Source organism: Methylobacterium sp. GC_Met_3 (genome assembly GCF_026540775.1).
GTDB lineage: Bacteria > Pseudomonadota > Alphaproteobacteria > Rhizobiales > Beijerinckiaceae > Methylobacterium.
Genome location: NZ_JALNUL010000071.1, coordinates 1 through 14,074 on the forward strand (window position 1 = coordinate 1; position 14,074 = coordinate 14,074).

The 14,074-nt window shown below is 64.5% G+C and carries 12 protein-coding genes, 1 tRNA gene and 1 pseudogene; 10 read left to right on the forward strand and 4 right to left on the reverse strand.

Annotated elements, in window-relative coordinates; translation table 11 throughout:
• Nucleotides 1-411: 411 nt before the first annotated feature.
• The 3 genes from OXS27_RS29610 (at nt 412) to pdxY (ending at nt 2,268) form a co-directional block, all read left to right on the forward strand.
• Nucleotides 412-720 carry a helix-turn-helix domain-containing protein gene (locus OXS27_RS29610; RefSeq protein ID WP_267361075.1) on the forward strand — a complete coding sequence of 103 codons (309 nt, stop codon included), beginning with the start codon at nt 412-414 and terminating at the stop codon, nt 718-720.
• 185 nt (nt 721-905) lie between these two features.
• Nucleotides 906-1,331 carry a hypothetical protein gene (locus tag OXS27_RS29615; protein WP_243926506.1) on the forward strand — a complete coding sequence of 142 codons (426 nt, stop codon included), beginning with the start codon at nt 906-908 and terminating at the stop codon, nt 1,329-1,331.
• A gap of 88 nt (nt 1,332-1,419) precedes the next feature.
• A complete protein-coding gene (gene pdxY, locus OXS27_RS29620; RefSeq protein ID WP_267361093.1) occupies nt 1,420-2,268 on the forward strand; it encodes a pyridoxal kinase PdxY in 849 nt (282 codons plus the stop codon).
• 4 nt (nt 2,269-2,272) lie between these two features.
• Here the strand turns inward: pdxY and OXS27_RS29625 are convergent, their stop codons facing one another.
• On the reverse strand, nt 2,273-2,761 hold the full coding sequence (locus tag OXS27_RS29625; RefSeq protein ID WP_267361077.1) for an OsmC family protein: 489 nt from the start codon (nt 2,759-2,761) through the stop codon (nt 2,273-2,275).
• 150 nt (nt 2,762-2,911) lie between these two features.
• Here OXS27_RS29625 and OXS27_RS29630 point away from each other — a divergent pair, with 150 nt between their 5' ends.
• The 7 genes from OXS27_RS29630 (at nt 2,912) to OXS27_RS29660 (ending at nt 12,167) form a co-directional block, all read left to right on the forward strand.
• Nucleotides 2,912-3,796 (forward strand): PhzF family phenazine biosynthesis protein, encoded by an 885-nt coding sequence (locus OXS27_RS29630; RefSeq protein WP_267361079.1) that lies wholly within the window; start codon nt 2,912-2,914, stop codon nt 3,794-3,796.
• Nucleotides 3,789-4,508, forward strand: a complete 720-nt coding sequence (locus OXS27_RS29635; RefSeq protein ID WP_267361081.1) for an NUDIX hydrolase — start codon at nt 3,789-3,791, stop codon at nt 4,506-4,508. The genes OXS27_RS29630 and OXS27_RS29635 overlap by 8 nt, the downstream gene beginning before the upstream one ends.
• A 190-nt stretch (nt 4,509-4,698) precedes the next feature.
• The gene (locus OXS27_RS29640) at nt 4,699-5,670 is read left to right on the forward strand and encodes an ABC transporter substrate-binding protein (RefSeq protein ID WP_267361082.1); all 972 of its coding nucleotides are present in this window, start codon (nt 4,699-4,701) and stop codon (nt 5,668-5,670) included.
• 283 nt (nt 5,671-5,953) lie between these two features.
• Nucleotides 5,954-8,212 (forward strand): glycogen debranching protein GlgX, encoded by a 2,259-nt coding sequence (gene glgX / locus OXS27_RS29645; protein ID WP_267361083.1) that lies wholly within the window; start codon nt 5,954-5,956, stop codon nt 8,210-8,212.
• Between the two features lie 242 nt (nt 8,213-8,454).
• Nucleotides 8,455-8,544, forward strand: a tRNA-Ser gene (locus OXS27_RS29650).
• Nucleotides 8,545-8,645: 101 nt separating this feature from the next.
• Nucleotides 8,646-10,418 carry a site-specific integrase gene (locus tag OXS27_RS32740; RefSeq protein ID WP_267361085.1) on the forward strand — a complete coding sequence of 591 codons (1,773 nt, stop codon included), beginning with the start codon at nt 8,646-8,648 and terminating at the stop codon, nt 10,416-10,418.
• A 192-nt stretch (nt 10,419-10,610) separates the two neighbouring features.
• Nucleotides 10,611-12,167 (forward strand): hypothetical protein, encoded by a 1,557-nt coding sequence (locus OXS27_RS29660; RefSeq protein ID WP_267361087.1) that lies wholly within the window; start codon nt 10,611-10,613, stop codon nt 12,165-12,167.
• 448 nt (nt 12,168-12,615) lie between these two features.
• On the opposite strand, the pseudogene OXS27_RS29665 reads toward OXS27_RS29660, so the two are convergent.
• The 3 genes and pseudogenes from OXS27_RS29665 to OXS27_RS29675 all read right to left on the reverse strand — a co-directional run.
• Nucleotides 12,616-13,177: pseudogene (locus tag OXS27_RS29665) on the reverse strand (recombinase family protein).
• 43 nt (nt 13,178-13,220) lie between these two features.
• Nucleotides 13,221-13,682 carry a hypothetical protein gene (locus OXS27_RS29670; protein WP_267361089.1) on the reverse strand — a complete coding sequence of 154 codons (462 nt, stop codon included), beginning with the start codon at nt 13,680-13,682 and terminating at the stop codon, nt 13,221-13,223.
• A gap of 122 nt (nt 13,683-13,804) precedes the next feature.
• A partial coding sequence (locus OXS27_RS29675) for a hypothetical protein (protein WP_267361091.1) occupies nt 13,805-14,074 on the reverse strand: 270 nt, incomplete at its 5' end.

Sequence of the window (14,074 nt, forward strand, 5' to 3'; positions counted from 1 at the left end):
GCTGCAGGGATCCGTGATAGACGGGCCTATGCCATTGGCTTATTCCTCGCGGTATGGAGAAGCCGCTCCATACGGTCGTGGAAACGAACGCCTTTCTGACGACGGCCAAGCGGATCGGCCTGTCGGATGACGAGCGTGCGGCCATCGTGAACCAAGTTGCCTCGGCTCCCCAGGACGGCGATCTGGTTCAGGGCTCCGGGTGGGGTTCGAAAAATTCGCTCTGCCGGTTCGAGCGGCTACCGCGTGATGGTGGCCTATCTTGGCGATGAGAGTCCCGCCTATCGGCTGGGTGTGCTGAGCAAGACGGCGCGCGAACTTCACGGATGCCGAGGTCAATGCCATGTACGGTCTGACCAAGGCTTTCAAGCAAGCTCGGAACACGGACCGGAAACGGTGACCGGCGAGGGAGCGATGGAAAACGAAGCGTTCGAAACCGTCATGGCGGGCTTGCACGAAGCGCTGGCCCATGCCCGCGGTGAGGCGGTTCCCGGCCTCGTAGTGCCCCCCCCCCGCGTGCGTGCCGATCTCGACGTGGCCGCCATCCGACGGCGCACCGGGGCCTCGCAGGCCCGCTTCGCGCAAAGCATCGGCATCGCGGTCTCGACCCTGCGCACCTGGGAGCAGGGTCGGCGGCACCCGGAGGGGCCGGCCCGGGTTCTGCTAGCGCTCCTCGACCGAAACCCGCGGGTGGTGGAGGAACTGCTGGTGGGCGAAGGCTGACGCTCTGGATCGCTCGTCCACGCCCCGAAGTGGCCGAGCCAGCCGATGCGCTTCCGGTGGCGGCGTGTGGGACTGACATCCGCAGGTCTTCGATGCCGATCTCGCGTCGATCGAGACAGTCATTTCTTGCAAAAGGCCTGCTCGATCAAACAAGTTCGGTGTTGTGATCCGCGAGGAGGCCGCCCGTGATCCGCACAGGACTGTTTTGGGCGTGGTTCGTGACAATTCTGGCGGCATCGCCGGCCGGCGCGCAATCGAAGGCAGCGACTTACCTTATTCAGCAGGCCATCTCGGAGGGGTGCGAGAGCCATCGCGGAACGATGGACGCGTCCGGCGCCATCGAACGTGACCTGGACGGCGACGGCGTCCCGGATCTGATCATCGCCGATGACGGGTTACGCTGCTCCGGTCCATCGCCGCGCAGCATTAATTGCGGCATGCAGGTCTGTTCGGTGACGTTCTACCTGCGCCGCGGCCCGCTGCTCCGGAAAGTGCACGAGATGCTCGGCGCCGGCCTTAGCGTGGGGTCCGAGCGCATTCCGAAGGTGCACATGTATGCCCATGGCGGTCGGCGCGGCTTCGTCCGCTGGAACGGCAGCCGCTTCGATTGACCGGGAAACGGGTGACGCCCGCGCGCTTGCGCCCGCACCCCGGATCGCCGACAGCTTCGGCATCCCCACGATCCGGGAATCACCCGCGTTGAACGTCCTGTCGATCCAGTCCCACGTTGCCTACGGCCATGTCGGCAACGCCTCGGCGGTGTTCCCGATGCAGCGGCTCGGGGTCGAGGTCTGGCCGGTCCACACGGTGCAGTTCTCCAACCACACCGGCTACGGCGCGTGGCGCGGGCCGGTCTTCGACGCCGCGATGATCCGCGCGGTGGTGCAGGGCATCGGCGAGCGCGGGGTGTTTCCCACCTGCGACGCGGTGCTGTCGGGCTACATGGGCTCGGCCGAGATCGGCGCCGCGATCGTGGAGGCGGTGGCCACCGTGCGGGGCGCCAACCCCCGGGCACTCTACTGCTGCGACCCGGTGATCGGCGACGTCGACGAGGGCGTCTACGTGCGGCCGGGCATCGAGGCGTTCCTGCGCGAGCAGGCGGTGCCGCAGGCCGACATCCTCACCCCGAACCAGTTCGAGCTGGGCCTCCTCACCGGCCTGCCGAGCGGCACCCTCGCGGAAGCCGGAGCGGCGGTCGCGGCGCTGCGGGGGCGTGGACCCCGGGTCGTGCTGGTCACCTCGGCGCTCTGCGCCGACACGCCGGCCGACAGCATCGACATGCTCGCCGGCGCGGAGGGGAAGCTGTTCCGGGTCCGCACCCCACGCCTCGCCCTCAAGGTGAACGGGGCGGGCGACTGCATCGCGGCCCTGTTCCTCGTGCACTACGCCCGAACCGGCTCGGCGGCGGCGGCCCTGGGGGCAGCGGCGGCCTCGGTCTACGGACTCCTGAAACGCACCGCCGAGGCGGGCTCCCGCGAGATCCTGACCGTGGCGGCGCAGGAGGAATACGTGACCCCGAGCGAGCGGTTTCCGGTCGAGGCCGTCTGAACGCTCAAGCCGCGCCGGTCTCCGCACGAAGGATCGTCGGCTCGGCGGTCACCGAAAAATTCACCGACCGCGCGATGAAGCAGAAGGCGTGGGCCTCGCGGTGAAGCGCTAGGGCCCGCGCCGCGTCCGACCCGGCCACGATCGTCACGCGGGGGCGCAGGGTGACCGCGGTGAACTGGCCCGCGCCGCCCGCCTCCTCGGTCATGGAGCCCTCGGCGGCATCTTCGTAGGCCGTGACCACGATACCGGCCTGCGCGCACAGGCCGAGATACCAGAGCTTGTGGCAGGCCGCGAGCGAGGCCAGCAGCAATTCCTCGGGGTTCCAGCAGGCGGGATCGCCGCGGAAGGCCGGATCGGACGAGCCCGCGATCGGTGGCTTGCCCGGCGCCGACAGGGTGTGGGCGCGGTCGTAGCCGCGATAGCTGCTGGTCCCGGTGCCGGTATTGCCCGTCCAGGTCACCGTCACGGCGTAGCGGTGCTGCTTGTCGGCCATGGATCCCCCCGTGACAGAGCCGATCCGAGCGCCGCCTGTCCTCCGGGCGGGTCGATCGGACACGCCGCACGGTGTACCAATCTTGTGGTTCGCCACCGAGTCGCGGCTCTCTTGCCGCCGGGCTCGCGTGAGCAGGAAGGTCACTCCCCTATGGCTCGCCGCTTCGTCACCCTCGACGTGTTCACCGAGCACCGGCTCGCGGGCAATCCGCTCGCCGTGGTGCTCGATTCGGAGGACCTCGACACGGAGGCCATGCAGGCCATCGCCCGGGAGTTCAACCTGTCCGAGACGGTGTTCGTGCTGCCACCCACCGATTCCCGGCACCGGGCGCGCCTGCGCATCTTCACGCCGGGCCGGGAGCTGCCCTTCGCGGGTCATCCGACGGTGGGCACCGCTTTGCTGCTGGCGCTCCAGGACCCCGCTCAGGGCGATGCCCGCGCCTTCGGCCTGGAGGAGGAGATTGGGATCGTGCCTTGCGTGGTCGAGACCCTGGCCGACGGCAGCGGCGGCCGGGCGCGGTTCCGGCTGCCGGTCCTCCCAGACTACCTCGGCCCCGGGCCCGAGCCCGAGATCCTGGCGCCGCTTCTCGACCTCGAACCCGGCGATATCGGCACCGGCCGGCACGCGCCGAGCCGCCACGGGGTCGGCCCCCGCTTCACCTGCGTGCCCATCGCCTCCGTGGCGGCCCTCGACGCCGCCCGGCCGGCCCAGGCGCCGGAGCCGGGGGATGGTCTCTACCTCTACACGCCCGATCCCGTGGGAACGGGCCAGAGCTGGCGCGTGCGGATGTTCGCGCCGGATCTCGGCGTCCCGGAGGATCCGGCCACCGGCTCGGCGGCTTCCGCCTTCGCGGGGGTGCTGATGCACTACGAGGCGCTGGGCGACGGCACTCACGACGTGGCGATCCGGCAGGGCCAGGCCATGGGCCGGCCGAGCGCGATCGCGCTCCAGCTCACCATTGCGGCTGGCGCCCTGCAGGGTGTGGAGATCGGCGGCGCGGCCGTGATCGTCTCGGACGGCACCCTGCATGTCTGAGGGGTTCCGCAGCACGAAGCTGGCCGACGTGACGGCGCGGTTCGTGGATCACGACTGGGCGTTTCCGCGGACGCACGAGGCCGCCATCGCGGCGCATTGGCAGGCCCGGATCGCCCGCAGCCCCGGGATGTTCGACGGCACCGTCCTGCTGTGCTGTGCCCACGAAGTCGTGGACCGTATCGCGCGGCTCGACCTGTTCGCGACGCGCTATTCCAGCTTCACCTACTACCGGCACATCCGGCACATCCGGCACGCCGATCCCCAGATCCGCAACGCCTTCGCGGCGATCGTCCCCTGGACCGCCGACGGCGCGATCCTGCTCGGCGAGATGGGCGCCCACACGGCCAATGCCGGCCAGCTCTACTTCCCCTGCGGCACCCCGGACCCGGACGACGTGCGCGGCGACAGCGTCGACCTCGCCGGCAGCGCCGCCCGGGAACTCGCCGAGGAGACCGGTCTCGCGCTGCCGGAGGAGGCCGATACGGCCTGGATCATGCTCGAGGGCGAGAACCAGCTCGCCTTCCTGCGCCCCGTCCGCTTCCCGGAGCCAGCCGCAATGATCGCCGCGCGCATCACGGATCATCTCGGGAGCGAGGCCGAGCCGGAACTCGCCGGGCTGCACAGCGTGCGCAGTGCGGCGGAGATCGACCCGGCCCGCATGCCGGGCTTCGTGCAGGCCTATCTGGCGACGGCCTTTTCGCCATGGACCTGACGCGCCGACTGCGCCTCGTCTCAACCGCGGGACCCTTCGTCTTCTCGTGGGTCCCACCCTGGCAGGATATTCTTGCCAGGCGCAGCGGTAATACAGAGATCCATTTTATTGACCCTCTCCGGGTCAAGCATAGGATTGGCCATCCCCCGAATAGCCCGCGCGGTGCGGGCGCAACACCGCGGCTGGCCTCATGCGCACCCGATCTCACGCCCGCCCCGCCAGCGTCATGGCGGCTTTCCTGCTCGCCGCCGGCTTGACGCTGATGTCGGCCGCCGCCGCATTCGCCGCCGATGCTTTGGTCCTGCGCGTCGGCGATCAGAAGGGCGGGAACCGCGCTCTGCTCGAGATCGCTGGCCTCGCGCAGGATCTGCCCTACCGGATCGTGTGGTCGGAATTTCCCGCCGCGGCGCCGATCCTGGAGGCGCTGAACGCCGGCGCCCTCGATGTCGGCTATACCGGCGATCTCTCGTTCCTCACGGTCCACGCGGCCGGCGCGCCGATCAAGGCGATCGGCGGCACCCGGTCGGACGCGCGGTCACAGGCGATCCTGGTCCCTGAGGATTCGCCGATCCGTTCGGCCGCCGATCTCACGGGTAAGCGGCTCGCCGGCACGCGCGGCGGCTGGGGCCAGTTCCTGATCAGCGCCACGCTGGAGAAGGCCGGGATCAAGCCGGAGACGGCGACCTTCGCACCGCTCAACCCCGTCGACGCCAAGGTGGCGCTGATGGCCGGCTCGGTCGATGCCTGGGCGGTGTGGGAGCCCTACGTCTCGTTCGCGATCCTGAAGGACAAGGCACGCCCGATCGCCGACGGCGCGGGCCTGACCCCGACCATCACCTTCATCGTCGCCTCGGACAGCGCCATCGCCACCAAGCGGGCCGCGGTGCAGGATCTGCTGAACCGCCTGAACAAGGCACGGCTCTGGTCGCTGGACCACCTCGCCGAATACGCCCGGACCACGGCCAGCTTGACCAAGCTGCCCGAGGATGTCCTGCTTTCGGCCTACACGGCGCAGCGGACGAGCCCGATCGTGATCGACGCGGCCATCGTGCAGGAGATCCAGGAGGCCTCGGACCGGGCGACGCGTTACGGCATCCTGTCGAAGCGGCTCGATGTCGGCCAGGCCGTCGACCGGAGCTTTACGGCCGCGGCGTCGAACTGAGGCGGTGTGCTCGGGTAAGGTCAGGCGCCCCACGCCGGTGGCGCGATTCGGAGCGTGATGATTGTGCGCCCGGTTGTCGGCACGGCATCTTTCCGAGCGGATGCGCGGATCTTCGCCCGACCCGATGTCAGTCCCCGGCAAGCGGAGGGAACAGACCGAACAGTTCCCCCTCCGCCACCTGAGCAAATTTTACCAGCCCTGGGGAGCTTCGCCGTGGTCGGCACGTTCACCCGGTATATCCCCCCCGCGGCGCCGGCCGCGCGGGTGGAATCCCGGAGTTTTCATGTCTGATACCCGACGTCCCTCGTCGCAGTCCCGCTCGCGCATCCAAGAGGGCCAACCCTATCCGCTTGGCGCCACCTGGGACGGGCTCGGGGTCAATTTCGCGCTGTTCTCGGCCCACGCCACCAAGGTCGAACTCTGCCTGTTCGACGATCAGGGCGAACGGGAGATCGAGCGGATCGAACTGCCGGAGTACACCGACGAGATCTGGCACGGCTATCTGCCGGACGCCCGCCCCGGCACGATCTACGGCTACCGGGTCCATGGCCCCTACGAGCCGAAGGCCGGCCACCGGTTCAATCACAACAAGCTGCTGATCGACCCCTACGCCAAGGGTCTCGTCGGCTCGATCACCTGGAACCCCGCCCTGTTCGGCTACCAGATGGAGACGGGCGACGACCTGACCTTCGATGAGCGCGACAGCGCGCCCTACACCCGCCGCTCCCGGGTGATCGACCCGGCCTTCACCTGGGGCCGGCACCGCAAGCCGCACGTCCCGTGGGACAAGACCATCTTCTACGAGGCCCACGTCAAGGGCATGACCAAGCTCGACCCGCGGGTGCCCGAGAAGCTGCGCGGCACCTATGCCGGCCTCGGAACCCGGGATGTGCTCGACTACATCAAGAGCCTCGGCGTCACCTCGGTGGAGCTGCTGCCGATCCACTCCTTCGTGCAGGACGATTATCTCGAACAGAAAGACCTGGTAAATTACTGGGGCTACAACACGATCTCGTTCTTCACCCCCGCACGGCGCTACGCCGCGGTGCCGGACTTCGCCTTCTCCGAGTTCAAGGAGATGGTCTCGCGCTTCCACGGCGCCGGCCTCGAGGTGATCCTCGACGTGGTCTACAACCACACCGCCGAGGGCAACGAGAAGGGCCCGACCCTGTCGTTCAAGGGCGTCGACAACGCCTCGTACTACCGGCTGCTGCCGAACGAACCGCGCTACTACATCAACGATACCGGTACCGGGAACACCTTCAACCTGTCGCATCCGCGGGTGCTGCAGCTCGTCACCGATTCCCTGCGCTACTGGGCGCAGGAGATGCAGGTCGATGGGTTCCGCTTCGACCTGGCCACGATCCTGGGCCGCGAGCCCTACGGATTCGACGAGGGCGGCGGCTTCCTCGACACCTGCCGCCAGGACCCGGTGCTCAACGCCGTCAAGCTCATCGCCGAGCCGTGGGATTGCGGCCCCGGCGGCTATCAGGTCGGCGGGTTCCCGCCCGGCTGGGCCGAGTGGAACGACCGGTTCCGCGACGACGTGCGCGCCTACTGGAAGGGCGATGGTGGCCTCTTGCCCGACATGGCCGCTCGGATCGCCGGCTCGGCCGACAAGTTCAACAAGCGCGGACGCCGGCCCTGGGCCTCGGTGAACTTCCTCACCGCGCATGACGGCTTCACCCTGCACGACACGGTCTCGTACAACGACAAGCACAACGAGGCGAACGGCGAGGGCAACCGCGACGGCCACTCGCACAACCTCTCGTACAATTACGGGGTCGAGGGCCCGACCGAGGATCCGGAGATCCGGGCGGTGCGCCTGCGCCAGATGCGCAACATGCTGGCGACGCTGTTCCTGTCCCGCGGCACGCCGATGCTGCTCGCGGGGGACGAGTTCGCCCGGACCCAGAACGGCAACAACAATGCCTATTGCCAGGACAACGAAGTGTCCTGGCTGGACTGGGACGCGATCGGGGAGGAGGAGCGGGACCTCGCGGAGTTCACGCAGCGCCTGATCATCCTGCGCAACGCCCTGCCGATCCTGAACCGCGGTCGGTTCCTCACCGGCCAGTACGACGAGGAGTTCGGCGTCAAGGACGTGGCGTGGCTGCGCCCGGACGGGAGCGAGATGACACCCGAGAACTGGTCCGATGGCGGCGCCCGCGCCTTCGCGGTCCAGCTCGACGGCCGCGCCCAGGCGACGGGGCTTCACCGCCGCGGCGGCGACGCGACCTTGCTGATCATGTTCAACGCCCACCACGACCTCGTGACGTTCGCGCTGCCCGAGTCGGTCGGCGGCGTGGCCTGGACGCGGCTGCTCGACACCAACCTGCCGGACAGCCAGGACGTCGAGAGCTTCCCGTTCGGCGGCGGCTACGAAGTGACCGGGCGCTCACTCCTGATGTTCGTGCTGAAGCCCGAGGACAGCCCCGGCGACGGCGACAACGCCATGGAGCGCTCGTACCAGCACGTGATGCAGGCCTTCGAGCGGGCGAACGTCGAGACCGTCCGCTTCCATCTCGACGCGGAGGACTGAACGGCTCGGGCCGGGCGGTTTTTGGGCCGCCCGGCGCTTGAGCCTCGCCCCTATAACCGGACCCGAGGCGAGGCTCCAGATTCCTGGTTTTGCCTCATCGTCTTCCGAAAGCCGGAACCCACCTTTCGGGATGATGCTCTTGCGCCTTGCGCCCGGCGGCACACCCGGCTAACAGCACGGCACCGCGCGGCCCTGGCTGCGCCCGGAGCCCGCTTGCGCGCCCGGGCGCCCGGTCCGCGGCCGGAGGGGTGGCCGAGTGGTTGAAGGCGCACGCCTGGAAAGTGTGTATACCGGAAACGGTATCGCGGGTTCGAATCCCGCTCCCTCCGCCAGCGCTTCGCTAAGTTGCTGATCAACCACGAAGCATAATGAAATCAACGGCTTACAACTAGGCGACTGCTACCCCGCGGTGCTATCCGGGAGCATGAGCGACGTGAGCCGTCACACCTACCTCGCGCAGCGCAAGAACAGCGCGAATTGGTATTTTAAAGCCAAGGTTCCCCGAGATCTCGTGGACGCCTTCGGGCGAGAGCAGGTCTGGAAGACGCTCGGCACCGCCGATCTCGCTGAGGCCAAGAGGCGAGTACGCGACGAGGCGGATGCCTTCGACAAGCAGTGCAGGGCGTTGCGTGACCGGACGGCAACACATGGCCTGGACACCGTCGGCACCGTGGCCCTCACGTCGCTGAGCGAGGCGGCCATCCAGGAGATGGCACGCGCGTGGTTCGACACTCTGAATGTGGAGCGCGAGCACCGGCACGCGACTACGCTGCCACACGACCGGGACGAAGCCCTCATCATCCTGGACCAGGACGAGAGCGCCCTAACCGACCCCGGCGATCTCGGTCTCGACGCGGCATACCAAACCGCGGTCCGTCTACTTCGGGCCAGCGATGTGCGCTTAGTGCGGCGCCCGCTCAACCCGATACGCGCCGCCGGATCGCGGATGCCGTTCGTGGTGGATCGTGAGGATGCGGTTTCGGACCAATTTCGGCAGTTGCTTGCGCTACTTCGCCGGGGGCAGCTTGAGGACATTCACCGCAGCCGGGCACGCCTAACAGGCGACTACCAAGATCGATCGTTCGATCCGATGTTCGAAATCAGGGCGGAGCCGAACGGCAAGACCCTCGCACAGGCTATCGCCGCGTTTCGTGCCGAGCCGCAGCGGGCTACCCTTATCGCTAAATCCCAACAGACTTACGATGTGGTCTTCCGGCTTGCGGAGGAGCTTTTCGGTACAAACCGGCCTATCCGGGAAATTGGTCGCGAGGACTGCAAGGCGTTCAGGGCGACCGTTCAGGCACTACCGTCGAACGCCAGCAAGCGCTTCCCAGGCAAGTCCCTGGTGGAGATCGCGAAGCTGAGCGTGCCGGCCGCGGAACGGCTGAACGCCACCACGGTCAACCACTACGTTCACGGCCTGTCGGCCCTAATGAACTATGCCCATAACGAGGGCTGGATCGTTCAGAACCACGGCAAGGGCCTCGCGATCAAGGGCATCAAGAAGCGCCATCGCCGCGATCCGTTCACCGTCGCAGAACTCTGCGCCATCTTCCGGGCCCCGCTCTACACCGGCTGCCAGGGTGATGAGAACGGGTACGCGAAGACGGAGCCGAACCGGCCGCGGCGGGGACGGTTCTGGATACCATTGGTGGGGCTTTACACCGGAATGCGCCAAGGAGAGATTGCTCAGCTTCGCACAGCGGACGTGCGCCTGTTCCAAGGCGTCCTTTGCATATTTATCGCGGCGGATAGCGACGACGTCGACGACGCCGATCGCAAGCGGGTGAAGACGGCAGCGGGCGAGCGTTACGTGCCCGTGCACTCCATGCTGGAGCAGATCGGCTTCGCCCAGCACGTGGACCGGATGCGCAAGGTTGGCTCCGATCGCCTATTCCCGGATATCGTGCGCGGGGCTGACGGCTACTTCAGCCCCTTTTCTAAATGGTTCTCGAGGTTCCTCGCGCAGGTCGGAGTGAAGCGAGATCGCAATGCCTTCCATTCGTTCCGGCATACCTTCAGGGACGCGATGCGTGAGGCGAGCGTGCCGCCCGACGTGGTGACGGCTCTGGGCGGATGGGTCCGCGGCGGCCTCGAAGAGCACTACGGCAGCGGCCGGATCACCGCGGCTGTGCTCCAAGAGCACATGCAGCGCATCCGGTATGACGGGCTCGACCTTTCACATCTCGCAATCAGTCAAGCTTGACGCCACGCCCTTAGAATGAGTGGGGGAAGGCATACGCCAGTGCAACCGGTTTCATTAGGGATCGCCACCCCATGACCGAGCGCAGGCCATCGGCTCAGTCCACGCGTGGAGCAGTTCGACCGCCCTCCTTACTTCTGTCCGTCAGTTAATACTCGGATCGATGCTTGGCACCGACAAATTAAGGGTTAGCTCTTGTCCAAGATCACCAGGGGTGGGGGCACAAACGGTTCTGAGCGTAGGCTTGCAGCATTCGCCGAGAGAACGTTCCTTGATCTTTGGTCATATCCGAACACATTTATCGACAAAAAGCAGCATGGTGCGGGAACCGGCAAGGAATTTTGCGATCTTTTTGTCGTGTGCGGTGACGATTTAATAATATTCAGTGACAAATATGTTCAATGGCCTATAGCAAGAAGCATCGATGTTGCGTGGGCTCGCTGGTATCGCAAGGCTATAGCTAGCTCGGTCAATCAAATCAATGGCGCCGTCGGATGGCTTAACAAACATCCAGATCGAATATTCATCGACCCTCACTGCAAAACGCGCATCCCGATTGAGATGCCTGACGTTCGCAAGCGACGTGTTCATGGTGTGGTGGTATCGAATGGAAGCAACGTCGCTTGCCGCCAGCATTACCGAGATCTGAGTGGAACATTTGTAGTAAATCCTCACATCAAAGGCGGCGATCATATCGACCCGTCGCACGAGTATTACGGGCCATTTTCCATCGGCGACGTAAACCCGGACGCCGCTTTCGTGCACGTGTTTGACACGGAGGCTCTTCGAATATTATTCCAAGAATTGGATACGATATCCGATTTTACAAAATATATGAACGAACGGTCTGACTTCATCCGCAGCGGCAAGCTTTATTTTGCGGCTGGCGAGGAAGACTTGCTTGCTCATTATCTAAAATACACTGATAAGTCTGGCGAGCACAAGTTTCTGCTGCGAGACGATAGGCCCCTTCGTAAGAAGGAGGTGCTTGCCGTGGAGGGCGGCTCATACAATCATCTACGACGGATGACGCAATACAAATTAAAAAAGCAGGCGGATCTTGTCTCATATAATTGGGATCGGCTGATAGGACGCTTTACTCATCATATAATTGAAGGCACAAACGTCCGACTGTACGATGATCAGCCACTCGGAACCTTCGCAGAGCCCGCCCTGAGAATAATGGCTCAGGAGACAAGGGTTTCTCGTAGAAGCCTTGGCCAGCAACTCATAGATAGCTTTGATACAGCAGTAGCGGCGAAACAGCCTCGCTTCAACCGCACAATCCTACCGCACAGGAAGGCCGGCCGCAGATCTGACGGCAAGCGAGTGGCATACATATTCATCATCATGTCTTTTATGCCGGAAAAATTTAGCGGAAACGATAAATATGAGCTGTACAGAAGGCTGAGAGCTAATTTTCTCGAAGCGCTTTGCTACTCTGTAGGGTACGACTATCGAGAAGCGACGCACGCCGTAGCAATTGGCTTTGATGCTCCGAAAGCAATATCGGGCAGATCAGAAAGTTCGGAGGATCTTGTTGGCATAGAGTTTGGACCTTGGACGCCCGAAATGGAGCAGCATACCCTGGCGGAACGCGAGCGTTTAGGTATCAAGTCGCCGCGATCTCTGCCAACGAGTTTTGCGTCAGTTAAAGAGTGGTCGGATAATTCATCACCAATTCCGTCAGGCTTAAGTCGTCAGGCACGACGAGCAATCGAGCGTGCATCTCGTAAGCGGGATCGCCATTAGCGCCAATTTTCGACGGTCGCATCCGAACCGCTGGACAAGCCCGCCCCCATGCCGCGCTCTGCCCGGATCCCGGACGTACCGGGCACGCTGGAGCTGAGCGGTAGACCGGTTGTAGGCTGATGAGTTTAACATCCGTTTGATCAGCCTGCTCAATGGGCTGCCACGACGGGCTACCCGCACGACATAGACAACCGTCGCCACACTGTTCCCGTGTCCACGCCGCAGCGGCTACGGGCGCAGCATCGCAGGTGAAGGCCAACATTGGGGACCGAGGCGCATGCCGGGAAGCGATCCAGGGGCATTTCCGCCTCGTATCCGCAGGCGCACGCCGTCATCAGGGCGGGGCGCAGTTTTACCGTGCGTCGGCAACCGTCGCCGCTTAGATCTCGCGGCCGGAGGCGTGATAGGCCCGGTGGGGGTTACCATCAGGCCCTTGGTGCAACCGGTTTCACTGAATAGCCTTGCCACTGTCGAGCAACCGATAGACGCTCACCCGTCCGATCCGTAGGCGCCGGGCGATCTCAGACCCGCCCACGCCCTGCGCGGCCAGTTCGCGGACAGCCGCGGCGTCGATCGAGGCCGGCCGGCCCTTGTACACCCCCCCTCCGCCTTCGCCTTGGCGATGCCCTCTAGCTGGCGCTCACGCCGTATGTTCGTTTCAAACTCGGCGAATACGCCGAGCATCTGGAGGAAGGCGCGGCCGGCGGCGGCGGCGGTGTCGATCGGCTGCTCAGTGGCGCTGAGGGCCACGCCCTTGGCCTCCAGCTCGCGCACCAGGGTGGCAAGGTTAGCGATCGAGCGGGCAAAGCGGTCGATCCGAGTGACGACGATGGTTCCCCTCGGCGGGCGAAGTCCAGAAGCGTGCGCAGCTCGGTGCGGTTCTCGGTGGTGGTGCCGGTCTTCTTCTCCGCCTGGACCAGCTCGCACCCCGCGGCACGTAGGGCGGCCTCTTGGATGGAGAGCTCCTGATCGCTAGTAGAAACCTGGGCATGCTCAAAAAGACAAGTAATTGAATACCCAAATATGGGCCCTTCAGACTAGCTCCGAAGCCGCTCAGCGTTTCTTCTGCGCGAGAGGCGAAGGCCGTCCTGATGCAGACATTTTTACCAGCGGCAGCCTTAAATTGAGATTTGCGACGCCAGCAATTCCCATTCCAACAAGTAATACAGCGGCTGCTACAATGTTTGCTGCTATCTCTCGTTCTTTAGGCGCGTACAAAACACAAATTATTCCTAAAATAATAAACAGCGCCGCAACTATATTTTGCGTAATTTTGACTTTTGTCGATGAACGAATGTGCTCTTTCAATATTTCAGTTTGAGCCGACATGGCATCGGCGCCGTTAGCATGGAAAACCGCGCCATCATAGGCTTGGGAACAAGTCGTACAAGTCACTTTGAAAGGACGTTTTAGTGTCGTTCCATCTATTCGTTCCTGAATAGCACCGGAGCCATAGCAAGAAGGACACGGCCCCGGATCAAATACGACTTTCGTCTTAACCGGGTCCTGACGCATCGCTGACACCGAGGTCCTGTAGAGTTAGGCTTTCATGTATGTGGGGTGATGCCACAAGGTACCACAAGACCCAAAGATACGACTTTACGGTGTACCTTCCTGATGAAGGTCGCAGCAGGCGCTTAGAACACCTCCTGGGTGCGCGCGATGAGATCGCCGAGTTCGGTCATCCTAGCGTCCACGCCCCCTAGCGGTTCGCTGCCGTTGTAGACCGCCAAACGGTAGAAGAAGCTCCCATCCTGGATCACTCCATGGATGTTTGCGGTGAGCGTGCTGCGGCGAGCCCATACCCGGCAAGTGTCGAACTGGAGGTGCGGGTATAGCTCGGCGCTATCCTCCATCACGAGCGGTTCCATCGTGACATCCACGTCAGGTAGATGCGAAAGCGCCGC